This window comes from Pandoraea iniqua, assembly GCF_902459685.1.
Classification (GTDB): domain Bacteria; phylum Pseudomonadota; class Gammaproteobacteria; order Burkholderiales; family Burkholderiaceae; genus Pandoraea; species Pandoraea iniqua.
Window position 1 is genome coordinate 168,173 of sequence record NZ_CABPSF010000006.1, and the last position, 23,306, is coordinate 191,478.

Below are 23,306 nucleotides of genomic sequence, written 5' to 3' on the forward strand. Positions count from 1 at the left end.
TAATCCGCCGACCATACTGGCTTCACTTTTCCAAACAACGGAGTGGCGTCATGGCAACGAAATTTCAAGGCAAGGCAGCATTTGTGACGGGTGGCTCGCGCGGTATCGGTGCGGCCATCGTGCAGCGACTGGCGGACGATGGCGCTGCGGTCGCCTTCACCTACAAGGGCTCGAAGGCGGAAGCCGAAGCCATCGCGGCGGGCATTCGTGCCGCTGGCGGACGCGCACTGGCCTTGCAGGCCGACGCTGCCGATGCGGTAGCACTGGGCAAGGCCGTCGACGACGCCGCCCGCGAATTCGGCAAGATCGACATTCTGGTGAACAACGCCGGCGTATTCACCATGGCCAACGTTGCCGACATGGCGCTCGACGACTTCGACCGGATTCTCGATGTCAACGTGCGCTCGGTGTTCGTGGCGTCGCAGGCGGCGCTCGCGCACATGGGCGATGGCGGGCGCATCATCAACATCGGTTCGTGTAACGCCGATCGCATGCCGTTCGCCGGTGGCGCAGCGTATGCGATGAGTAAAGCGGCGCTCGTCGGACTGGTCAAAGGGATGGCGCGTGACCTCGGCCCGCGTGGCATCACGGTCAACAATGTGCAGCCGGGGCCGACCGCGACCGACATGAACCCCGCGACCGGCGATTTTGCCGGGGTGATGCACGACTTGATGGCACTCAAGCGCCACGCCGAACCGTCGGAAATCGCCGCCATGGTTGCCTACGTCGCCAGCGATGAAGCGGGCTTCGTGACCGGGGCCAGCCTGACCATCGACGGTGGTTTCAACGCGTAAGACGGCAAGTATTACCGCCGTAATCGGCGGTAATCGGCCGTAAGCGGATCGCCCTCGCCAAGTAAACTCCGGCGCGAGGGCGGCGATTAGACTCCCTTCATGAAGGTCGTCCACATCTCGCACACGCCGGTGGCGGGCAGTCCGGGGAACATCGTCTCGGCGCTCAACCGGTTAACCGATATCGAAGCGCGGCACGTCGTCTTTGACGCGGCCGCGTATCAGACGCGCACGTTCGCCGTCGATATCGACTGGAAACGCCAGCGCGATGTGGCACTTGACGTCATCGCGGCCGCCGACGTCATCCACCTCCATCAGATATTTCCGATGGACAAGACGTTCGGTGCCGACTTTCCGCAGCTTTTCACGCACAAGAAGCTGATACGCCAGTTCCATTCCGCACCTGAGCTGTGGTCGCGCGAAGATGCGGCAATGCGCGAGCGAATCGTTAATGATCCCATTCCGCAACTGGTCATCGCGCAAGGCCCCGAACGCTTTTATCCGTTCGCGCGCGTGGTGCCCAACATTGTTCCGCTCAACGATCCGCGTTACATGCCCCAACCGGAGCAGGCGAGCGACGCGGGGCGTCCTGTGGTGGTCTTTTCCCCGAGTGGACGTTCGTCGGGCTGGCGCAAGCGATGGGAAACCAAAGGCGCGCCGCAAACGCTTCGCCTGTTGCGCAGGCTCGAACGTCGCGGCTTATGCGAAATTCGCCTGATCACCGGTACGCCGCATGACGAGTGTCTGCGCCTGAAACAAAGTGCTGCGGTCGCGCTCGATGAGTGTGTGACGGGCAACTACCATCTCTCGGGGCTTGAAGCGCTCTCGCAGGGCAAGCCCACGCTCGGTCATCTCGACAACCGCGTGCAGTCGCAGCTTCGCCGTCTGACCGGTGCGTATGAATTGCCATGGGTCGATGTGCCGCTCGAAGCCGCCGAGGCCCCGCTCGTCGAGTTGCTGACGAACGCGGCGCTGCGTACGCAGATCGGGGCAGCGTCACGTCGCTGGATGGAGACCTACTATCAGGAAAGCGCGATGGTCGAGCACTACCGGCAGGCGTATCTCGATCTCTTCAACGCGCCGAATCGATTCACCGAGCGGCGTATCGACGACGCTACGCAGTGGCTCGCCGTCTCGCTGCCCAACCTGCGCTGGCGGGCCCGGCGCAACGCCAATGCCTTCTGGCGGGGTCTCTGGGAGACGTGGCACGGGCGCTGAACTGCGCACTCACGGCATCTTCATTCCGAAAACAACTCGAACAGCAGCGTGCGCATCCACTGGCTGGCCGGCTCTTGATGAAAGCGCGCGTGCCAGAACAGATTGATCTGAATATCGGGCACGTCGATGGGATGTTCGACATAACGCAAGCCGAAGTGCTGGGCGCTGCGCTGCGCGAACTTCTCGGTGACCGTTGCGACGAGATCGGTCGCGTGCAGGATATCGGCCAATGCGACGAAGTGCGGCACCCGCAGACGAATGTTGCGATGCACGTGTGCGCGCGCCATGAACTCGTCGACCTGCCCGTGGCCCGTGCCGGCGGCCACCACGACCACTTGCTCGGCGCGCTCGAAATCTTCGCGTGAGAGTGCGGCGGCCTTGTCGCCGTCCGGCCGGTCGAGCGGGTGTCCGGGGCGGAACATGCAGACGTACTTCTGGCGAAAGAGTCGCCGCTGAAAGAAGCCGGACGTCAGATCGGGCAGGTGGCCGACGGCCAGATCCACCTGTCCGGCCGCCATCTCTTCCTGCAAGTTGATTGCCGTGTTGCGCACGGTGCTCACCGTAATGCCCGGCGCCTGCTCGCCAAGGGCGTGCATCAGACGAGGCAGGAAGTGCACTTCACCGATATCCGTCATCGCGATCTGAAACGCCTTCTGGCTGGTCGCGGGATCGAACGCCACCTGACGATTGAACACGCCATGCAGCGCGTCGAGCGCAGCGGCTACCGGTTCCGCCAGTTCGGTGGCCATCGGCGTGGGCAACATGCCCCGCGAAGTGCGGATAAACAGTTCGTCGTTGAACAACTTGCGGAGTCGCGCGAGGGCATTGCTGACCGCAGGCTGCGTGACGCCCATGGCTTCGGCCACCCGCGACACGCGTCGTGCGTTGTAGAGGTGCTGGAAAACCACCAGCAGGTTCAGATCGACAGTGTGCAGGTCCATGGCGGGCCGTCGAGGCGATTGCAGTGTTATCACTGAAATCTATGGAGGATATAAGCGAGATTCTATTGGTTTATATCGCCCTGTGCGCGATCCTTCGTTCAAACGGCGTGACAACGCGACAAAACGGTGCCCGGCGGGCATCGGCAGAACGGAGACAAACCCCCATGGAAGTCAGCGTGCAACCGCTCGGCGAGCGCTTTGCCGCCGCCCCCGGCGACAACCTGCTCAAAGCCCTCACCGATCGTCAGATCCCCATTTCGTATAGCTGCCTCTCGGGGCGCTGCGGCACGTGCCGCTGCAAAGTCGTGTCCGGCAATGTGCAGGAGACCGGGGGCTACGAGTACCGGCACAACGCCGGCACTGACGGCGACGCGTCGACCGATGCCCGCTACGTGCTGGCTTGTCAGGCAACCGTGCACGGCGACTGCGAGATCGAGTTGCCGGAAGTCGACGAAGTCGTCGTGCATCCCGCAAAGATTCTCAAGGCGACCGTGCTCGCCATTGAGCCGCTCACCCATGACATCCAGCGTCTGGTGCTCAAGCCGGCCAAGCCCCTGAGTTTTTCGCCGGGGCAATACGCGACCCTGCAATTCACACCCGAACACATCCGGCCGTACTCGATGGCGGGAATCGACGCCGACGGGACGCTCGAATTTCACATCCGCCGCGTGCCGGGCGGTGCGGTCACCGGCTATGTCGCGGAGCAACTGAAGGTCGGCGACGCCGTGCGTGTGTCGGGGCCGCTCGGTACGTCGTATCTGCGCACGCGTCATGACGGTCCGATGCTGTGTGTCGCGGGAGGCACTGGACTCGCGCCGGTGCTTTCGATCGTGCGCGGGGCGGTTGCCCGCGGCATGACCAATCCCATCGAAATTTACGTGGGCGCTCGCTCGCCATCCGATGTGTACGGCCTCGCATGGCTGCGCGAACTGGCCGCCCGCCACGACGGCAGCTTGCGCTTGCACGTTGTGACGACGAGTGGCGCGTCGCCGGTTGCTGAACCGGCTGTTGCGACTGAAGGCGGTAGTGCGCCCTCGCGACTCGGTCACGTGACGGATGCCATCGCTGCGGACTTTGTCGGCGCCGGGGCCTTGACGGGTTGGCGAGCATATCTGTGCGGTGCGCCGCCGATGGTCGACGCTGCGACCACGTTGCTGCGCGGGCGCGGGATCGACGCCAGTCATATCTACGCCGACGCCTTTTATGCCAGGGCGGCCTGATTTCGCGCGACGCATCGTGACGCATCGTGACGATGTGTGCGCTGCGTCTTTGCCGTCCGGCGTCACTCGCCTCATGAATTCCTCAAAGGAGACAACCGTGAGTACAACACCGCAGACCGGACACGATCCGGCGTCGGCACGCCCGTCCGACATTTGGCCCGCCGAGGGCACGAGCCGTATTCCGTTTCGCGTTTATACCGATACCGATCTGTATCGGCGCGAGCTCGAACAGTGCTTCTATCGCGGCCACTGGAACTACGTAGGTCTGGAAGCGGAAGTGCCGAACCCCGGCGACTTCAAGCGCACAGTCATCGGCGAGCGCTCGGTGATTGTCACGCGCGATGCGAGCGGCGAGATCAATGTGGTTGAGAACGTTTGCGCACATCGCGGCATGAAATTCTGCCGAGAGAAGCGAGGCAACCGGACCGATTTTCACTGCCCTTATCACCAGTGGAACTACGACCTCAAGGGCAATCTTCAGGGCGTGCCGTTCCGTCGCGGCGTGAAGCAGGACGGCAAGGTCAACGGCGGCATGCCGAAAGACTTCAAGCCGGAAGACCACGGCCTGACGAAGCTCAAGGTCGCGACGCGCGGCGGTGTGATCTTCGCGTCGTTCGATCACGAGATCGAGTCGCTCGACGACTTTCTCGGCCCCGAGATCGGTGCGTACTTCGACCGCCTGTTCGATGGGCGCAAGCTCAAGCTGCTCGGCTACAACAAGCAACGCATTCCGGGTAACTGGAAGCTGATGCAGGAGAACATCAAAGACCCGTATCACCCGGGGCTGCTGCACACGTGGTTCGTCACGTTCGGGCTCTGGCGCGCAGACAACAAGTCGCGTCTGGTCATGGACGCCCACGGCCGTCACGCCGCGATGATTTCCACGCGCGGTCAGGGCGGTGGCGGAGAGGTGACGTCAGGGGTGTCGAGCTTCAAGGAGGCGATGTCGCTCAACGACACGCGCTTTCTCGACATCGTGCAGGAAGACTGGTGGAAGGGCCCGACGGCGGTACTCATGACGCTCTTTCCCAGCGTCATTCTTCAGCAGCAGGTCAACTCGGTTTCCACGCGTCACATTCAGCCGCGCGGCCACGATTCGTTCGACTTCGTGTGGACGCACTTTGGCTTCGAAGACGACACCGACGAGATGACGCAGCGCCGCTTGCGACAGGCCAACCTGTTCGGCCCGGCGGGGTTCGTGTCGGCCGACGATGGCGAGGCGATCGAATGTTCGCAGGAAGGGTTCGAACAGAAGCCGTGGCACCGTGTGCTGGCGGAACTGGGCGGCACGGGGGTGGAGAACACCGACCACATGGTGACCGAGACGCTGATTCGCGGCATGTACGCGTACTGGCGCCGCGTGATGGGCGTTTGAGGAGACACGAGACGATGGTCGACTTTGTGACGTTTCAAGCCGTTGTCGAGCTCAATGCGGCCTATGCGGCGGCGCTCGATGCGCAGCAATGGGATGCGTGGCCGGGGTTCTTCCTCGACGACTGTATTTACCGCGTGCAGCCGCGCGAGAACCACGAGATGGGGCTGCCCCTTGCGACGCTCTCGTTCGAAAGCCGGGGGATGCTGCAAGACCGCATCTACGGCATCCGCGACACGCTCTTTCATGATCCGTACTACCAACGGCACGTGATCGGACTGCCGAGCATCAAGGTGCTCGACGAGACCACGCTGCACGTGGAATCGAACTACGCGGTCTTTCGGACCAAGCCGGATCAGCTCACCGACATTCTGTCGGTCGGCCGCTATCTGGACATCGTCAAACGTACCGGCGACGGGTGGAAATTCGCGTCCCGGTTGTGCATTTTCGACAGCGAGATGATCCCCAACTCGCTGATCTACCCGATCTGAAGCGAGGACATCATGAGCGGTAACTGGATCGAGGCGGCCTCACGCGACGCCATTCCCGAGGACGACGTCATCGGCCTGGTGGTCGGCGGGCGTGACATTGCCCTGTATGGGGTAGACGGCGAGGTATTCGCAACCGATAACGTGTGCACCCACGGGAACGCGCGCCTGTGCGACGGGTTTCTGGAGGGGCACGAGATCGAGTGCCCGCTGCATCAGGGCAAGTTCGACGTGCGTACCGGCGCGGCCATGTGCGCGCCGCTCACCGAGGGGGTGAAGACTTATCCCATCCGAATCGAGGCCGGCACGGTGTACGTCGATCTGGGCTGAGGAAAGGACCGGTCTCGGCCGGTCTAGGGAAAAACATCCAAACGGGCTGCCGACGAGGCGGCCCGTCGTGTTTGCACGACACGTAGCGGGCTGGCTCACATGATTCATTGTTTTGTTGAGTGATACATATGAATCATTTTTTGCGGCGGCAGCATCCTCGCGTTTTGGCTTGTTTCTCCACTCGCAATCGTTAAAAAAGCTATTCATTTCCGGCGCTTATCTGTGGCATATCGCAGTCGCTGTCAGACAGTGGCCTGCGTAGGAATACTTAGCCTTTTCAGCTAATTGCGTAATTGATTTCCGCAACCCGGTATCGACGCGCGTTATTTTAATAACTGAGTGGAATATTGCTATGCGACGGGTTTTATAAGCGATTAAACGCAGATAAATTGTGTCGTGCGCATGATGCTGAGTGGAAAGTTGCGTTTCGTTTTGTATTCAAAAACGGATCCAAAAGATTCAAGTTGGTGCAGTCTTTTGTGCGGCGCAATAAAAAACCCGGCCGAAGCCGGGTTTCCGATGCATTGAAGCTCAGCGTATCAGGACGGTGCCTGAATGTTCGAAGCCTGCTTGCCCTTGGGGCCTTGCACCACCTCGAAGACCACCTTCTGACCTTCCTTCAGGGTCTTGAAGCCGTTCATCTGGATCGCCGAGAAGTGAGCGAACAGATCTTCGCCACCTTCATCCGGCGTGATGAAACCAAAACCCTTGGCATCGTTAAACCATTTGACCGTACCGGTTGCCATACAAACTTCCCCTAAACAATTACGACTACTACATATCACCGCAACAACGAGCACATCTGAAAAACCCGCCGACTAGTCGCGGCGGCTTCTTAGGCTCACCCAGGCATCTTTTCTTTTAAAACGCTTATAGAGGAAAAGCGCCAAGTTGATTGTTTTCGCTAACTGCCAATAGTGTCAAGCCCTTTTTCGCCGATAGAAGATGAGTTCGATCAGGTTTTACCCTTATATCTAGGAGGGCATAAGCAGTGCCGCGACACGCCCTTGAAATTTGGGTTAAGCTGACTCATATGGGTGTGGCACCCCCGGTGGTCGGGGCTGCGGCGCCTTGCTGGACAACGCACGCGGCGATTTGGCGAGTGTTGGCATTCCGGTGGACACCGGCGGCAGGCGGCAATAGGAGCTTCGATTGCTTCCTGCGCCCCGGAGTTGTTTAGAATCCACGTATGGCAACCTTACCGACAACGCATGATGACACCGTACAGGAGCGGCAAGAGCAACAGCTCAAGCCGCCTTCGATGTACAAGGTGGTACTGTTGAACGACGATTTCACCCCGATGGAGTTCGTGGTGATGGTCATTCAGGAATATTTCAATAAGGACCGGGAATCTGCAACGCAGATCATGCTCAAGGTCCACCGAGAGGGCAGGGGAGTTTGTGGGGTCTTCACGCGCGATGTCGCGGCGACCAAAGTTGAGCAAGTTGTTAGCCATGCAAGGCAGTCCGGGCACCCGCTGCAGTGCGTGATGGAGGAAGCATGATTGCCCAGGAATTGGAAGTCAGCCTGCACATGGCGTTTATGGAAGCGCGCCAGGCCCGACATGAATTCATCACGGTCGAGCACCTGTTGCTCGCCCTCTTGGATAACCCGACCGCTGCCGAGGTGCTGCGCGCCTGCGCCGCAAATCTAGACGATTTGCGCCAGAACCTGCGCAACTTCATCGCGGACAATACGCCCACGGTGCCGGGCAGCGACGAGGTCGACACCCAGCCCACGCTCGGTTTTCAGCGCGTGATTCAACGCGCCATCATGCACGTACAGTCCACTTCCAACGGTAAGAAGGAAGTGACCGGTGCCAATGTGCTGGTGGCCATCTTCGGTGAAAAGGACTCCCATGCCGTCTACTACCTGCAACAGCAGGGCGTGACGCGTCTGGATGTCGTCAACTTCATCTCGCACGGCATCACCAAGACCGGTGCCGCGGGCGAGTCGGCCAAGGCCGGTGAAGGCAGCACCGAGGGTGAAGAGGGCGCGAGCGCCAAAGAAAGCCCGCTGGCGCAGTACACACAAAACCTGAACCAGCTCGCCCGCGACGGCAAGATCGATCCGCTGATCGGCCGCGAGTCGGAAGTCGAGCGCGTCGTGCAGGTGCTGTGCCGCCGCCGCAAGAACAATCCGTTGCTCGTGGGTGAAGCCGGTGTGGGCAAGACGGCGATTGCCGAAGGCCTCGCCTGGCGCGTCACGCGCGGCGAAGTGCCCGAGATTCTGCAAGACGCTACGGTGTTCTCGCTGGACATGGGTGCCTTGCTCGCCGGTACGAAGTATCGCGGCGACTTCGAGCAGCGCCTGAAGGCCGTGCTCAAGGAACTCAAAGAGCGCCCGGGCGCGATCCTGTTCATCGACGAAATTCACACGCTGATTGGCGCGGGTGCTGCATCGGGCGGCACGCTCGATGCCTCGAACCTGCTCAAGCCGGCGCTGTCGTCGGGACAGTTGAAGTGCATAGGCGCGACGACATTCACCGAATATCGCGGCATTTTCGAAAAGGATGCAGCGCTCTCACGCCGGTTCCAGAAGATCGATGTGAACGAGCCGACCGTCGAGCAAACCGTGCAGATCCTGCGCGGCCTCAAGTCGCGCTTCGAAGAGCACCACGGCGTGAAGTATTCGTCGAGTGCCCTGTCGGCCGCCGCCGAGTTGTCGGCCAAGTTCATCACCGACCGTCATCTGCCGGACAAGGCGATCGATGTGATCGACGAAGCGGGTGCCGCACAGCGCATCCTGCCGAAGTCGAAGCAGAAGAAAACCATCGGCAAGGGCGAGATCGAAGAGATCGTCTCGAAGATTGCGCGCATCCCGCCGCAAAGCGTGTCCGCAGACGATCGCGGCAAGCTCCAGACGCTGGATCGCGACCTGAAGAGCGTGGTGTTCGGGCAAGACCCGGCCATCGACGCGCTGTCGGCTGCCATCAAGATGTCGCGCGCAGGGCTGGGCAAGACGGACAAGCCGATCGGTGCGTTCCTGTTCTCGGGCCCGACCGGGGTCGGCAAGACCGAAGTCGCCAAGCAACTGGCCTTCACGCTCGGTATCGAACTGATTCGCTTCGACATGTCGGAGTACATGGAGCGCCACGCGGTCAGCCGTTTGATCGGCGCGCCGCCGGGCTATGTGGGCTTCGATCAGGGCGGTTTGCTCACTGAAGCGATTACGAAGAAGCCGCATTGCGTGCTGCTGCTCGACGAAATCGAAAAGGCGCATCCGGACATCTTCAACGTGCTGCTTCAGGTGATGGACCACGGCACGCTGACGGACAACAACGGACGCAAGGCCGACTTCCGCAACGTCATCATCATCATGACGACGAACGCGGGTGCCGAGACGATCAATCGTGCCAGCATCGGCTTCACGAACGAGCGTCAGGCCGGTGATGAAATGGCCGACATCAAGCGGATGTTCACGCCGGAGTTCCGTAACCGTCTGGACTCGATCATCAGCTTCAAGCCGCTCGACGAGCAGATCATCCTGCGCGTGGTCGACAAGTTCCTCATCCAGCTGGAAGATCAGTTGCACGAGAAGAAGGTCGAAGTTGTCTTCACCGACAAGCTGCGCACGTATCTCTCGAAGAAGGGCTTCGATCCGCTGATGGGTGCACGACCGATGCAGCGTCTGATTCAGGACACGATTCGTCGTGCACTGGCCGACGAATTGCTGTTCGGGCGTCTGACGACGGGTGGCCGTGTGACCGTCGATCTCGACGAGCACGATCAGGTGCAACTGTCGTTTCCCGAGGACGGCAACGCCCGCTCGGAGCCGGAAGCCGCCGAAGTCGAGTAAGTCTTTAAGTCTGTAAGCCGGCAGGCGATGCGCTGACGAACCTGCTGGAAAGAAAAAACGCCGCTATATGCGGCGTTTTTTCATGGACGCGTCAGCCGCAAACCACGCGGCGCAACGTGACAAATTCAATGCTTGCCCGTGCTGCCGAAGCCACCGGCACCGCGATCGCTCTCGGGGAATTCGTCCACGAGGTTGAACTCGGCCTGCACGACCGGCACGATCACCAGTTGTGCCAGACGCTCGAACGGGTTCAGTACGAACGGCTCGTTGCCGCGGTTCCACGTCGAGACCATCAACTGGCCCTGATAATCCGAGTCGATCAGCCCGACCAGATTGCCGAGCACGATGCCGTGCTTATGGCCGAGGCCCGAGCGCGGCAGAATCAGCGCGGCATAGCCCGAGTCGGCCAGATGGATCGCCAGACCCGTCGGCACGAGCACGGTCTGACCCGGGGCGATGGTGAGCGGCGCGTCGAGGCACGCACGCAGATCGAGCCCGGCGCTACCCGGCGTGGCGTAGGCGGGGAGCTGCGAGCGCAGGCGTTCGTCGAGGATCTTGACGTCGAGTTTCATGGCGTAGGCTTGGCGTAATTCAGTAAAAAATCAGTCGGAGGCGCCGTCGGACGCCGACAGCGAGAACGCTTGCGCAAGCAATTCATGCGAGCGCAGACGGGCGCGGTAACTGCCGGCCACCGTCAGCACGATGATCTCGTCGGCATCGAACTGCTCCTGCAATTCGAGCACGCGAGCGGTCACGCGTTCCGGGGTGCCGATGATACTACGCGGCTTCTCGCGCGCGATCACTGACAACTCGCGGTCACGATATTGCGGCTTGGCTTCCGCGCCTTGCTCAAGGCTCGGAATCGGCTCGTTCATGCCGTAAGCCATCTGCACGCGTCGCAGGTCGACGCCTGCTTCGAGGGCTTCCGCCTCGGCATCGGTATCCGCACAGATTACGAACAGCGCCACCGAGCAGTAAGGCTTGCCGAGCTGTCCCGGCGTAAAGCGCTCGCGATACGCCTCGGTCACTCGATGACCATAGTGCGCGTTGATGAAGTGTGCGAAGCAGTAGCGCAACCCGAGTTGCGCGGCGAGCAATCCACCGAATTCACTCGATCCCAATACCCAAAGCTCCGGCCGCGTTTCGACAGCCGGTTGCAGCAGCACGCCGCGATACGGGTGATCGTCGGGCAGGGTGCCGTCGAAGAGTCGGGCCAGTTCCTCCACTTGCTGCGGAAAGTGCTCGCCGGCGTCGTACGGCCCCTTGGCGACGGCGCGTGCGGTGCGCATGTCGCCACCGGGCGCGCGTCCGACGCCGAGGTCGATCCGATTCGGAAACAACGCTTCGAGCATCAGAAACTGCTCGGCCAGCTTGAACGGGCTGTAATACGGCAGCATCACGCCGCCGGACCCGACGCGCAGCCGCTTGGTCACGCTGGCCAGCCGCGCGATCATGACTTCGGGGGCGGGGTTGGCCACGCCACGCAGGCCGTGGTGTTCCGCGCACCAGTAGCGCGTGTAGCCGAGGTCGTCGGCGGCTTGGGCCAATTCGACCGTGGCGGCGATGGCATCCGCTGCGCTGTGGCCGTGAATCACCGGTGTCTGGTCGAGCACCGAGAGTTTGATGCGATTGCGGGTTTGCGTCATGGAATCGATGCTCCTTGCATCACCGGGTGCGGCCGCGAGCCTTCAGGCATTCCCGCAGGCTCTCACGCACCGACAATTCGATAATTCGGCGGTTCGACAATGCGCCGAGCCGCTCAGTGCCCGCCGCCGGCCGGACCCGCCGGCGCATGGTCTGCCGTGGCGTGCGGCAAGCGCGAGATCATCAGAATGGCGACGATACCGCCGAGCGCGCCACAGAAAAAGATCGAGGCGTAACCGAAATAGTTCGCGACCAGCCCAGCCATTGGCCCAATCAGGCCCAATGCCAGATCGAAAAATGCCGAATAGGCTGCGAGTGCTGCGCCCCGGTTTTGCGGCGGCACCGAACGCAGCGCTTCCACGCCAAGTGCCGGAAACACCAGCGAGAAGCCGAGGCCGGTCAACCCGGCGCCGATCAGCGCCATGTGCGGATGGACGGCACCCCACAACAGAAACTGACCGAGCGCGCTGAACACGAGCGAGCACATCGCGACGCGGCGCCCGCCGAAGCGATCGACCGCATGGGCGAACAGAACGCGCATACCGATGAAGCAGCCGCTGTACAGCGTGAGCGCGTAGGCGGCGCCGGTCCAGCCGTGGCTGGCGTAGTACAGCGTGATGAACGCCGCGATCACGGCGTAGCCGATGCTGCCGAGCGTCATCGCCAGCCCCGGTCGCCACACGAGGCCGACCACCCGCAGGAACGGCAAACGGGTGCCGCCAACCGGGGCGGCGGCGGGCAGGCGCAGGGCAATGGCGAAGGAGATCGCCGGCACGACAATGCTGACCAGCGACACCACGGTGAACCCGGCCGATTCCAGCAGATACGCACCGAACGGCGCGCCCATCGCAATCGCGGTGTACATCGACACGCCTTGCCATGAGATGGCTTTGCTGGCGTGTGCGGCGCCAAGCAGGCCGATGCCCCACGACATACCGCCGGTGAGCAGCAGACTTTCGCCGAAACCGAGCACGACGCGTCCGGCGAACAACACCCCCAGCGCGAGCGTGGGATTCGGGATCATCGACGCGATCAGATACAACACGCCGGCGGCGGCACAGCCGCACAACCCTGTCAGCACGGCGCGGCGCGGGCCACGAGTGTCGACGGTGCGCCCGGCGTAGGAGCGCAGCAGCAGCGTCACGACCGACTGGATGCCGATGGTCACGCCGACGACGAACGAGCCGTAGCCGAGCGTCTCGTGGACATACACCGGCAGCACGGGCAGCGGCATGCCGATGGTCATGAAGCCGAAGAACATGATGGCGGCCAGCATGCTCAGTGTCCCGTAGACACTGACGACTGGCCGCGGCGTTGGAGCGGGTTGCGTCATTTTGATTGTTATCGTGTGCGGCCCCCCGGAGTCGGTGGGGGGCAGTGATGCGATTAAAGCGAAAAATGCGATAGAAACGTGGCCAACATCGCGGGGCAACCGTGGCGAGTTGCCAGTGTGTCACCGTCGCCGGACAACGACGATGACAGCCGCGAGGCCAGTAGGGGCATGCTCAGGCACTCAGGCGAGCGTGGGCGCTCAGCCGGGCGCGCGCGAGGGCAGGCGCGCGGCAATTTCGACGATCAGGCTGCGCGCCAGCGATTGTTTGTCGGCGCGCGGCAGGCGCTTCTGACCGGCGTCGTCGAAGAGGATGACTTCGTTGTCGTCCTGTCCGAAGGTCGCCGGCCCCAAGTTGCCCACGAGCAGCGGCACTTGTTTGCGGCGGCGCTTCTCGGCCCCGTGTTTTTCCAGATCGCCCGATTCGGCGGCGAACCCGACGCAATACGGCGGCTTGGGCAGCTTTGCCACCGCCGCGAGAATATCCGGGTTCTGCACGAATTCGAGCGTGGGCACGTCGGCGTCGCCCGTCTTCTTGATCTTGTCATGCGCGACCTCGCGCACCCGCCAGTCGGCCACGGCCGCCACGGCGATGAAGATGTCGCTATGCGATGCGTCAGCGAGCACGCGGTCGTACATCTGCTGCGCCGTCTGCACGTTGCTGCGCGTCACGCCATACGGCGTCGCGAGCGCGCTCGGTCCCGCCACCAGATGCACATCGGCACCGGCTTGCGCTGCGGCGCGCGCGATGGCGAACCCCATCTTGCCGCTCGACAGATTGGTCAGGCCGCGCACCGGGTCGATCGGCTCGAAGGTCGGCCCCGCAGTAATCAGCACGCGCCGGCCTGCCAGACGCTTGGGTTGGAAGAAGCCGACGACGGCTTCAAAGATATCTTCCGGCTCGAGCATGCGGCCATCGCCGACTTCGCCGCACGCCTGATCGCCACTGTCGGGTCCGAGGATCGTGATGCCGTCGCCGCGCAGGGTTGCCGCGTTGCGTTGCGTCGCCGGGTTGCCCCACATCTGCCGGTTCATCGCGGGTGCCACCAGCAGCGGACAATCGCGTGCCACGCACAGCGTGGAGAGCAGATCGTCGGCCATGCCGTGCGCGAGCTTGGCGAGAAAGTCGGTGGAGGCGGGGGCGATGAGAATGGCGTCGGCCTCGCGCGAGAGGTCGATGTGCGCCATGTTGTTGTCGACGCGGTTATCCCACTGGCTGGTGAACACCGGCCGCCCGGAGAGCGCCTGCATCGTGAGCGGGGTGATGAATTGCGTGGCGGCGTCGGTCATGACGACCTGCACGGTCGCGCCTGCCTTGATGAACAGTCGCGTGAGTTCGGCCGACTTGTAGCAGGCGATGCCGCCGGTGAGTCCGAGGACGATGGTCTTGCCCGCAAGTTCCATTTGAAAATGCCTCCTCCAAAGTGCCGCGCGGCGCCTCCGGGGCGCCGCGACGGTGGTGGCATCGGTTCGACGGGGTGTAATGCTGTCTTACGCTACCCCCCGCGAACCGTGCCGCAGATACTGCTCTGGCGTGGCTACTTGCCGCGCCGCACGCGTCGCAACTCGTCGATCACCAGCAGCACGGCGCCCACGCAAATGGCCGAGTCGGCCACGTTGAACGCCGGCCAGTGCCAGCCGCCGACGTGAAAGTCGAGAAAGTCGATCACATGGCCATAGATCACACGGTCGATCACGTTCCCGAGCGCGCCGCCCAGAATCAGCGACAGCGACAGGCAGAACATCTTCTGGCCGTTGTGACGCTTGAGCAGCCACATGATGACCACCGCCGCGACCACGCCGAGCAACGTGAAGAACCAGCGTTGCCACCCGCCCGCAGCGGCCAGAAAGCTGAACGCTGCGCCCTTGTTGTACACCAGCACCAGATTGAAGAACGAGGTCAGCGGGTGGAATTCGCCGTACTGGAACGTCTTCAGAATGGTGAGCTTGGTGACCTGATCGAGCAGAATCGCGATGACCGCGATCCCGAGCCACGGGGCCAGACCGAGTGTGGAGCCGACGCGGGCACCGCCGCCATTGCCATTGCTACCGTTGTTACGTCTTGCGCCCGAACGAGCGCCTGCTTTGCCAGCCATTATGCCGCGCTCCGGTGTTCGCCGCTGCCGAACAGATTCGACACGCAGCGGCCGCACAAGGTCGGATGTTCTGCGTCCGAACCCACATCGAAACGATAGTGCCAGCAACGCTCGCACTTCTGATGCGTCGACGGTGTGACGACCACGCCTTCATCGGCGTCGCCGGCCACTTGCTTGACGGTGGCTGCCGACGTGATCAGCACGAAGCGCAGATCGTCGCCGAGGCTGGCCAGCACGTCGAACTTGCGGCCCGACACGCGCACTTCCACTTCGGCCTGCAACGACGAACCGATTTGCTCGGCGGCGCGGGCTTCTTCGAGTGCCTTCGTGACGTCGCCGCGCACGTTGCGCAGCAGGAACCACTTTTCAAGCAGTCGGGTGCTCTCGGCCACTTCCGGATACTGGTAATACGTTTCCGTGAAGATCGTGTCGTTGCCCGGCTGGAACACCTGCCACGCTTCTTCCGCCGTGAACGACAGGAACGGGGCCATCTGCTTGAGCAGGCCGTGCGTGATGTGATACAGCGCGTTTTGTGCGGCACGGCGGGCCGGCGCATCCGGGGCGCTCGTGTAGAGGCGGTCCTTCAGAATGTCGAGATAGAAGCCGCCGAGGTCTTCCGAGCAGAACGTCTGGAGCTTGGACACGACCGGGTGGAATTCATAGCGGTCGTAGTGGCCGAGCACTTCGGTTTGCAGCGAATTCGCGAGCGCCACGGCGTAGCGGTCGATCTCCAGCCATTGATCGGCCGGCATCGCATGCTTCGCGTGGTCGTAGTCGGCCAGATTCGCGAGCAGGAAGCGCAGCGTGTTGCGGATGCGGCGATACCCTTCGGTCACGCGCTTGAGAATTTCGTCCGAGATCGACAGCTCGCCCGAGTAATCGGTCGACGCCACCCACAGGCGGATGATTTCTGCGCCCAGCTTGTCGGCGACGTCCTGCGGCAGGATCGTGTTGCCGATCGACTTCGACATCTTGCGGCCTTGGCCGTCGACGGTGAAGCCGTGCGTGAGCAGGGCCTTGTACGGCGGGCGGCCGTCGAGCATCGAGGCGGTCAGCAGCGACGAGTGGAACCAGCCGCGGTGCTGGTCCGAGCCTTCCAGATACAGGTCAGCCGGGAAGCCCAGTTCATGCGCGTGCGAGCCGCGCAGCACGTGCCAGTGCGTCGTGCCCGAGTCGAACCACACGTCGAGCGTGTCGCGGTTCTTCACGTAATCCTTGGCTTCATCGCCCAGCAGTTCCACCGGGTCGAGCGTCTGCCAGGCTTCGATGCCTTCGATTTCCACGCGCTTGGCGATGGCTTCGAGCAACTCGGGCGTGCGCGGATGCAGCGCGCCCGTTTCTTTATGCACGAAGAAGGCCATCGGCACACCCCATTGGCGCTGGCGCGAGAGCGTCCAGTCCGGGCGGTGCGCAATCATGTTGTGCAGGCGCTGCTTGCCCCACGCCGGGAAGAACTCGGTCGCCTCGATGCCGGCGAGTGCGATCTCGCGCAGCGTCTTGCCGTCACCCGGCGCGCCTTCGACCGGCGTCACATCCATGCCGGCGAACCATTGGTTCGTCGCGCGGTAGATGATCGGCGTCTTGTGGCGCCAGCAGTGCATGTAGCTGTGCGTGTACTTGAACGAGTGGAACAGGCTGCCGGCTTCGCGCAGCGCGTCGACGATGTGCGGGTTCGCGTCCCAGATCGACTGACCGCCGAACAGCGGCAGGCTGTCCTGATAGCGGCCGTCGCCGAGCACCGGCATGCGAATTTCGGAATCGGGCATGTCGTGCGCCTTGCACGACAAAAAGTCTTCCACGCCGTAGGCCGGGGCCGAGTGCACGATGCCGGTCCCCGTGTCGGTCGTCACGTAATCGCCGAGATAGATCGGCGAGGTGCGTTCGTAACCGGCGTCGGCGGTTGCCAGCGGGTGACGGAAACGGATCAGCGAGAGCGCTTCACCCTTCGTCTTCGCGATGATTTCGCCATGCAGGCCGTAGGTCTTCAGGCAGTCTTCGACACGGTCGGTGGCGAGGATCAGCAGGCCGCGCTCGGTCGACACCAGCGCGTACTCGACTTCCGGGTGCACGTTCAGGGCCTGATTCGACGGGATGGTCCACGGCGTGGTCGTCCAGATGACGATGTAGCCCGTGTCCGTCGGCAGCTTGGCCAGACCGAACGCCTTGGCAACCTTCTCCGGTTCGGCGAAGGCGAAGCCGACGTCGATGGCCAGATCGGTCTTGTCCTTGTACTCGACTTCCGCTTCGGCCAGTGCCGAGCCGCAGTCGAAGCACCAGTTCACCGGCTTCAGGCCACGGTAGACGTAGCCGTTCTCCATGATCTTCGCGAGCGCACGAAGCTCATCGGCTTCGTTCGTGAAGTTCATGGTCTTGTACGGGTTGTCCCAGTCGCCCAGCACGCCCAGACGCTTGAAGTTGGGCTTCTGGCGCTCGATCTGTTCGGCGGCGTAGGCGCGCGCCTTTTCCTGCACTTCGCGCACGGGCAGGTGCTTGCCGAACTGCTTTTCGATCTGGATTTCGATCGGCATGCCGTGGCAGTCCCAGCCCGGCACATAGGCGGCGTCGAAACCGGCAAGGCTGCGCGCCTTGACGATCATGTCCTTCAGGATCTTGTTGACCGCGTGGCCGAGGTGGATGTCACCGTTGGCATACGGCGGGCCGTCATGCAGGATGAACTTCGGCCGGCCCTTGCTGGCTTTGCGGATCTTGTCGTAGATCTTCTTGTCCTGCCATTGCTTGACCCATTGCGGCTCGCGCTTGGGCAGATCGCCGCGCATCGGGAACGGCGTATCCAGCAGATTGACGGGGTACTTGCTCGGGGCTTTCTTTTCGCTCATGGTGCTTCGCTACGAATTTTTGGAAATCGGTGTGGGGCGCTGGTGCCGTGTGCGTCGCGTGCCGGCCGGCGGGGCCGGTAGAACGCTTGGCGACGACGTGTGCCAGAGGCGGCAGCGGGCCGCGCGCGCGACGCGAAGCGCCGGTGCACGCGGGCGAAGATCAACTAATTCGGTCGGTTGCCGAGGTGGCGAAGTCGCGTCGTGCGCTCGGGCCGTTGGCGTCGAGCGCATGGGCGAAGTAGGCACGTGCCTCGCGCGTGTCCTGCGCGATGGCGGCTTCGAGTTCGGCCAGACCGTCGAATTTGGCTTCGTCTCGCAGCTTCTGCAAAAATTCCACGCGCACGAGTTTGCCGTAGCAATCGCCCGCGAAGTCCAGCAGATGCACTTCCAGCAGCACGCGGCCCGAATCGTCGACGGTCGGGCGCAGGCCGAGGCTCGCCACGGCGGGCAGCGGCGTGTCGGCCAGCCCATGCACCTGCACGACGAAAATGCCCGTGAGGGCCGGGTGTTTGTGCGCGATACGAATATTGAGCGTGGGGAAGCCGAGCTTGCGCCCGAGCTTCATGCCATGCACCACATGGCCCGAGATCGCATACGGGCGACCGAGCAGCGCATGGGCGCGCTCGAAGTTGCCGTCGGCGAGCGCGGCGCGCACTTCCGAGCTGGAAATGCGCACGCCGTCATGGGCGATCGTCGGCATTTGCTGGACGACGAAGTCGTGCTGGCGGCCCGCTTCGCGCAGGTACTCGATATCGCCGGCGCGTTTGGCGCCGAAGCGGAAATCGTCGCCGACGAGCAGCCAGCGCGTGTGCAGGCCGTCGACGATGATGTTGCGAACGAAATCTTCGGGCGACTGACCGGCGAAATGGGCGTTGAAATGCTCGACCACCAACCGGTCGACGCCATGCGCGCGCAGTGCTTCGAACTTGTCGCGCAGGTTCGAGATGCGCGCGGGCGCCTTGTCAGGGGAGAAGTATTCGCGGGGATGGGGCTCGAACGTCATCACGCATACCGGCAGGCCGCGCGCAGCCGCTGCGGCGCGCACGCGCGCGAGCAGGGCCTGATGGCCGAGGTGCACGCCGTCGAAATTGCCGATCGTCAGCACACAGGGCGCTTTGCTTTGCGCGTTGGGTAGACCCCGGAAGACTCGCACGATAAGGAAGCGTCAGTACAGGACGTTGATGAACGTTGGTGGGTAAGCTACACGGTGCTGCCCGGGACTGCCCGGCCTGCGGCGGCGGGGCGGGCCCGGGGTGCCTGACAGGACGGCCGATCCGACATTGCGGCGCCGCAGAACGTTGAATTATAAACGCTTCGGCGCCTTCGCGGCGCGGATCGCGTGTCTGGTGCGGCGCGCCAATGATAAAATCCGGCGATGAAGAACATTGTCATCCTGATTTCCGGACGTGGCAGCAATATGGAGGCCATCGTCCGTGCCTGTACTGAGGAAGGCTGGCCGGCCCGCGTGGCCGCTGTCATCGCCAACCGCGACGAGGCCGAGGGCCTCGCCTTTGCCCGCGAGAACGGCATCGCCACCGCCGTCGTTCCGAGCCGCGGCAAGACCCGCGAAGTTTTCGACGGCGAGCTCGCCGCCGAAATCGACCGCCACCAACCCGATCTGGTCGTGCTTGCCGGTTTCATGCGCATTCTGACGCCTGAATTCACCGAGCGGTACGCCGGACGCCTCGTGAATATCCATCCGTCGCTGCTGCCCGCGTTTCCGGGCTTGCAGACCCACGCACGGGCGCTGGAAGCCGGCTGCAAGGTCGTCGGCGCGACCGTGCATTTCGTGACGGCCGAGCTCGATCACGGCCCGTTCGTGCTGCAAGCGGCCGTGCCGGTCATCGCCGGAGACACGCCCGAGGCACTGGCCGAGCGTATTCTTCCGCTGGAACACATCATTTATCCGCGCGCTGTGCGGTGGTTCGTGGAAGACCGTCTGGTCGTGGCCGATGGCCGCGTGACAGTCAAACCCGCCGCCGATGGCACGCCCGATCCGCAATGGCTTTTTGGTGAGAACGCATGAGCACCCGTCCGACACAGCGCCGCGATGGCGCAAATCAATCCGGTAACCGCTCAGGCGGCAAGTCGTCCGAGACGAAGGAGCGCTACGTGCGCCCCGACCGCTACGACCGCACCCGCAACGATCGCCGCCCGGAAGCCCCGCCTGCCGAGACCGCCCGCATGCGCGGCGACCACCTGTCGCCCGCACTCTTCGAACATACGCAGCGCCTGCTCGGCAGCGTGCTCACGTTCACCGGGCCGGCCGACATGCTGGTGAGCACTTATTTCCGCGCCAACGCCAAGCTGGGCCACCGCGAGCGCGGTGTGCTGGCGGAGACGGTTTTCGCGATCCTGCGCCGCAAGCTCGAATTCGGTCAGCACGCTGGCAGCGGTTCGGGCCCGCTGGAGCGCCGTCTGGCGCTGCTGGGGCTGGCCTTCACGCGCGGTCTGACGTCGGTGCAACTGGTCGCCACGCCTGACGAAGTCACGTGGCTGGAACACGTCGGTCAGATCGATCCGGCGAGCCTTTCCACGCGTGTGCGCACCAATTTGCCGGACTGGCTGTACGAGCGTCTCGCGAAGCGTTTTGACGCCGCAGAACTCGAACCGCTGGCCGCCGCGCTGAATCAGCCGGCACCGCTCGATTGCCGCGTGAACCTGATCAAGGGGAACCGCGACGACGTGCTCGCGCAACTGCGCGCTGACGGGTTCTCGGCCGAGCCGACGCCGTTTGCGCCGAACGGCATCCGTCTGGCCGGCAAGCCCGCCCTGCAAAAGCACCCGCTGTTCATCTCGGGCACGATCGAAGTGCAGGACGAGGGCAGCCAGTTGCTGTGCCAATTGGTCGCGCCGCGCCGTGGCGAGATGATCGTCGACTTCTGTGCGGGGGCGGGCGGCAAGACCCTCGCCATCGGCGCGCAGATGCGCTCGACCGGGCGTCTCTATGCGTTCGACGTGTCGGATAAGCGTCTGGCGAAACTCAAGCCGCGTCTGGCCCGCAGCGGGTTGTCGAACGTCTATCCTGTGATGATCGACAGCGAGAACGACAGCAAGATCAAGCGTCTGGCGGGCAAGATCGACCGCGTGCTGGTCGATGCGCCGTGTAGCGGGCTGGGTACGCTGCGCCGTAATCCGGATCTGAAGTGGCGCCAGTCGCCGCAATCGGTGGCCGAGCTGACGCAAAAGCAAACGTCGATTCTGGCGAGCGCTGCGCGGCTGGTGAAGCCGGGCGGCCGGTTGGTCTACGCCACGTGCAGTCTGCTGAACGAAGAAAACAGCGCGATCGCCGAGGCGTTTGCCGCGGCCCATCCGGACTTTGCGCTGGTGCCGGCCAACGAATTGCTGGCGTCGCAGAAGATTGCGCTCGATACGGGCAAGTATCTGGAGCTGCTGCCGAATCGCCACGCCACGGACGGCTTCTTTGCCGCCGTGTTCGAGCGCCGTGCAGCAGAAAAGGCACCGAAGGCACCTAAGGCAGCACCGGAAGTCACGGAAGTTACTGAAGTTGCAGCACCGGAAGCGCCGGAAGCCTCGGCGGAGTAAGCCGGGTGACGGGCGTTAGCTAAGAAGGGAAAAAAGAGAAATGGCGATGCAGGAAAGTCCGGCTTTCGCGAGGTTGGTGCGCGACGTCGTTCGCGACTTCGGCGACCCGCAAATCATCTGGCAGATCGTGGCGCTGGTGGCCGCGCTCGGCGTGGCATTCGTTCTGCGGCGCTGGATGATCGGCCGTCTCGATCGCCATTTCGAGACCGTGGCACCGTCGCGCCGGGCCGGTTCGTCGAGCCTGCGCCGCTCGTTCTTCCCCATGTTCGGCTGGCTGTGCGTGGCGCTCACGCGCGTGGTGCTGCAAGAGTACATGCGCGTGTCGCTGCTGCGACTGGCCGAAGTGCCGCTTTTCGGGACGGCACTGATCTATCTCGCGTTCTACTTCGCGCGCCGCCTGTTTGCCTCCTCACCCCATGCCTACGGCCTGTTGAAGGTATTCGAGCGGGTGTTCACCACGTTCGCATGGCTGTCGATGCTGGCCTACGTGCTGGGCGTGCACGACGACATCCTGAACTGGCTCGCCAGCGTGCGGTTTGCCGTCGGTTCCAGCCATCTGACGCTGCTCTCGATGCTCTCGGGCATCCTCTGGATCGGCGTGACGCTGGTGCTGGCGATGTGGGTAGGCTCGCTGATCGAAGACCGGATCATGCGCACCACCACGCTCGACGGCAACCTCAAGGTGGTGATGTCGCGGCTGGTCAAGGGCGTGCTCACGCTGATCGCCGTGCTTGCCACGCTGTCGTTCGTGGGCATCGACATTACCGTGCTGGGTGTGTTCGGCGGGGCCCTCGGTGTGGGGCTGGGGTTTGGCTTGCAGAAGATCGCGTCGAATCTCGTGTCGGGCTTCATCATCCTGCTCGACCGCTCGGTGCGGCTGGGCGACCTGATCACGGTGGCGCCGTATCACGGCACCGTTTCCCAGATCAACACGCGATATACGGTCGTGCGCGGGCTCGATGGAATCGAAGCGCTGGTGCCGAATGAAAAGCTGGTGACTGACGTCGTGCAAAACCACTCGTTCACCGAGACGCGCGGACGCGTCAAAGTGAACGTGCAGGTGGCCTACAGCGCCGACGTAGAGTTGGCCATGTCGCTGATGCTGAAGGCTGCCGAAGGGATTCCCCGCGTACTCACGGACCCGCCGCCGTCGGCGTTGCTCCTGAACTTTGGGGCCGACGGTATGGACCTCGAAATGGGTTTTTGGGTACAAGACCCGGCTTTAGGCAGCGGATCGATCCGTTCGCAGATAAATTTGCGGATTTGGCGCACATTTCGTGAGCACGGTATTGAAATTCCGTATGCACAGCGCGAAATACGGATTCTGAACGACTGGGCCGACGGTGTGCCTGCGAGCGGGCCGGCGGACGCCGTCAGCCGGGTCGATGTGCCCCCCGGTACGCCGGAACTGGCGCAAACACAGGCCATCGAGGACAAAAAGCCGACCCCGTAGACGGTTTTTTCTACGGCGGCGCCTTGACCTGCGACAAAATGCGTGGCGGGGACGTTACACACGGGGAACAGTCCGTCAGGTAAAATGCCCCGCAAACCATAAAAAACCAGACGTTCACTGGCACGTTTAGCGCTCACTCGCCCCGGGAATTTACGCAACTTGCGGAGTTCCTGCGAATCAAAGCGTCAAGCGAGCGCAAGAACGAGACCGGACGCGGTGGCTGGCCCTCCGCATGGCCCGAC

20 protein-coding genes are annotated in these 23,306 nt (G+C 63.0%); 11 read left to right on the forward strand and 9 right to left on the reverse strand.

Annotated elements, in window-relative coordinates; translation table 11 throughout:
* The first annotated feature begins 50 nt into the window (after window positions 1-50).
* Together PIN31009_RS20205 and PIN31009_RS20210 are read left to right on the forward strand one after the other, a co-directional pair.
* Window positions 51-794 carry an SDR family oxidoreductase gene (locus PIN31009_RS20205; protein WP_150685856.1) on the forward strand — a complete coding sequence of 248 codons (744 nt, stop codon included), beginning with the start codon at window positions 51-53 and terminating at the stop codon, window positions 792-794.
* 99 nt (window positions 795-893) lie between these two features.
* The gene (locus PIN31009_RS20210) at window positions 894-2,009 is read left to right on the forward strand and encodes a glycosyltransferase family protein (protein WP_150791403.1); all 1,116 of its coding nucleotides are present in this window, start codon (window positions 894-896) and stop codon (window positions 2,007-2,009) included.
* A 20-nt stretch (window positions 2,010-2,029) separates the two neighbouring features.
* Here the strand turns inward: PIN31009_RS20210 and PIN31009_RS20215 are convergent, their stop codons facing one another.
* Window positions 2,030-2,950, reverse strand: coding sequence for a LysR family transcriptional regulator (locus tag PIN31009_RS20215; protein ID WP_150791404.1), 921 nt, complete (start codon window positions 2,948-2,950; stop codon window positions 2,030-2,032).
* Window positions 2,951-3,114: 164 nt separating this feature from the next.
* On the opposite strand from PIN31009_RS20215, the gene PIN31009_RS20220 reads away from it, so the two are divergent.
* From PIN31009_RS20220 to PIN31009_RS20235, 4 genes are all read left to right on the forward strand, one after another.
* The gene (locus PIN31009_RS20220; protein ID WP_150791405.1) at window positions 3,115-4,170 is read left to right on the forward strand and encodes a 2Fe-2S iron-sulfur cluster-binding protein; all 1,056 of its coding nucleotides are present in this window, start codon (window positions 3,115-3,117) and stop codon (window positions 4,168-4,170) included.
* Between the two features lie 97 nt (window positions 4,171-4,267).
* A complete protein-coding gene (locus PIN31009_RS20225) occupies window positions 4,268-5,545 on the forward strand; it encodes an aromatic ring-hydroxylating dioxygenase subunit alpha (RefSeq protein WP_246185771.1) in 1,278 nt (425 codons plus the stop codon).
* 14 nt (window positions 5,546-5,559) lie between these two features.
* Entirely contained in the window at window positions 5,560-6,033 is a 474-nt protein-coding gene (locus PIN31009_RS20230; protein WP_150791406.1) for an aromatic-ring-hydroxylating dioxygenase subunit beta, read from the forward strand.
* A 12-nt stretch (window positions 6,034-6,045) separates the two neighbouring features.
* A complete protein-coding gene (locus PIN31009_RS20235) occupies window positions 6,046-6,360 on the forward strand; it encodes a non-heme iron oxygenase ferredoxin subunit (RefSeq protein WP_150685861.1) in 315 nt (104 codons plus the stop codon).
* A gap of 539 nt (window positions 6,361-6,899) precedes the next feature.
* Here the strand turns inward: PIN31009_RS20235 and PIN31009_RS20240 are convergent.
* Window positions 6,900-7,106, reverse strand: coding sequence for a cold-shock protein (locus PIN31009_RS20240; RefSeq protein WP_058375799.1), 207 nt, complete (start codon window positions 7,104-7,106; stop codon window positions 6,900-6,902).
* A 443-nt stretch (window positions 7,107-7,549) separates the two neighbouring features.
* Here PIN31009_RS20240 and clpS point away from each other — a divergent pair, with 443 nt between their 5' ends.
* Together clpS and clpA are read left to right on the forward strand one after the other, a co-directional pair.
* A complete protein-coding gene (gene clpS / locus PIN31009_RS20245; RefSeq protein WP_010807118.1) occupies window positions 7,550-7,864 on the forward strand; it encodes an ATP-dependent Clp protease adapter ClpS in 315 nt (104 codons plus the stop codon).
* Window positions 7,861-10,158, forward strand: coding sequence for an ATP-dependent Clp protease ATP-binding subunit ClpA (gene clpA / locus PIN31009_RS20250; RefSeq protein ID WP_150685862.1), 2,298 nt, complete (start codon window positions 7,861-7,863; stop codon window positions 10,156-10,158). Before clpS ends, clpA begins: the two co-directional genes overlap by 4 nt.
* A gap of 125 nt (window positions 10,159-10,283) precedes the next feature.
* Here the strand turns inward: clpA and dut are convergent, their stop codons facing one another.
* The 7 genes from dut to PIN31009_RS20285 all read right to left on the reverse strand — a co-directional run bounded on the left by dut (window position 10,284) and on the right by PIN31009_RS20285 (window position 19,218).
* Window positions 10,284-10,730 carry a dUTP diphosphatase gene (dut, locus tag PIN31009_RS20255; protein ID WP_039367384.1) on the reverse strand — a complete coding sequence of 149 codons (447 nt, stop codon included), beginning with the start codon at window positions 10,728-10,730 and terminating at the stop codon, window positions 10,284-10,286.
* A 30-nt stretch (window positions 10,731-10,760) separates the two neighbouring features.
* Window positions 10,761-11,804, reverse strand: coding sequence for an LLM class flavin-dependent oxidoreductase (locus tag PIN31009_RS20260; RefSeq protein ID WP_150791407.1), 1,044 nt, complete (start codon window positions 11,802-11,804; stop codon window positions 10,761-10,763).
* A 113-nt stretch (window positions 11,805-11,917) separates the two neighbouring features.
* On the reverse strand, window positions 11,918-13,135 hold the full coding sequence (locus PIN31009_RS20265) for an MFS transporter (protein ID WP_150791408.1): 1,218 nt from the start codon (window positions 13,133-13,135) through the stop codon (window positions 11,918-11,920).
* A 198-nt stretch (window positions 13,136-13,333) separates the two neighbouring features.
* The gene (gene coaBC, locus PIN31009_RS20270; protein WP_150791409.1) at window positions 13,334-14,536 is read right to left on the reverse strand and encodes a bifunctional phosphopantothenoylcysteine decarboxylase/phosphopantothenate--cysteine ligase CoaBC; all 1,203 of its coding nucleotides are present in this window, start codon (window positions 14,534-14,536) and stop codon (window positions 13,334-13,336) included.
* Between the two features lie 134 nt (window positions 14,537-14,670).
* Entirely contained in the window at window positions 14,671-15,228 is a 558-nt protein-coding gene (lspA, locus tag PIN31009_RS20275) for a signal peptidase II (protein ID WP_174997302.1), read from the reverse strand.
* Window positions 15,228-18,065: an isoleucine--tRNA ligase gene (gene ileS / locus PIN31009_RS20280; RefSeq protein WP_150685865.1), complete on the reverse strand. Its 2,838-nt coding sequence runs from the start codon at window positions 18,063-18,065 to the stop codon at window positions 15,228-15,230. Before ileS ends, lspA begins: the two co-directional genes overlap by 1 nt.
* 160 nt (window positions 18,066-18,225) lie before the next feature.
* Window positions 18,226-19,218, reverse strand: a complete 993-nt coding sequence (locus PIN31009_RS20285; protein ID WP_150685866.1) for a bifunctional riboflavin kinase/FAD synthetase — start codon at window positions 19,216-19,218, stop codon at window positions 18,226-18,228.
* 222 nt (window positions 19,219-19,440) lie between these two features.
* Here PIN31009_RS20285 and purN point away from each other — a divergent pair, with 222 nt between their 5' ends.
* The 3 genes from purN to PIN31009_RS20300 all read left to right on the forward strand — a co-directional run bounded on the left by purN (window position 19,441) and on the right by PIN31009_RS20300 (window position 23,064).
* Window positions 19,441-20,091, forward strand: coding sequence for a phosphoribosylglycinamide formyltransferase (gene purN / locus PIN31009_RS20290; RefSeq protein WP_150791410.1), 651 nt, complete (start codon window positions 19,441-19,443; stop codon window positions 20,089-20,091).
* A gap of 158 nt (window positions 20,092-20,249) precedes the next feature.
* Window positions 20,250-21,611, forward strand: coding sequence for an RsmB/NOP family class I SAM-dependent RNA methyltransferase (locus tag PIN31009_RS20295; RefSeq protein ID WP_150686117.1), 1,362 nt, complete (start codon window positions 20,250-20,252; stop codon window positions 21,609-21,611).
* Between the two features lie 40 nt (window positions 21,612-21,651).
* Entirely contained in the window at window positions 21,652-23,064 is a 1,413-nt protein-coding gene (locus PIN31009_RS20300; protein WP_150791411.1) for a mechanosensitive ion channel family protein, read from the forward strand.
* Window positions 23,065-23,306 lie beyond the last annotated feature (242 nt).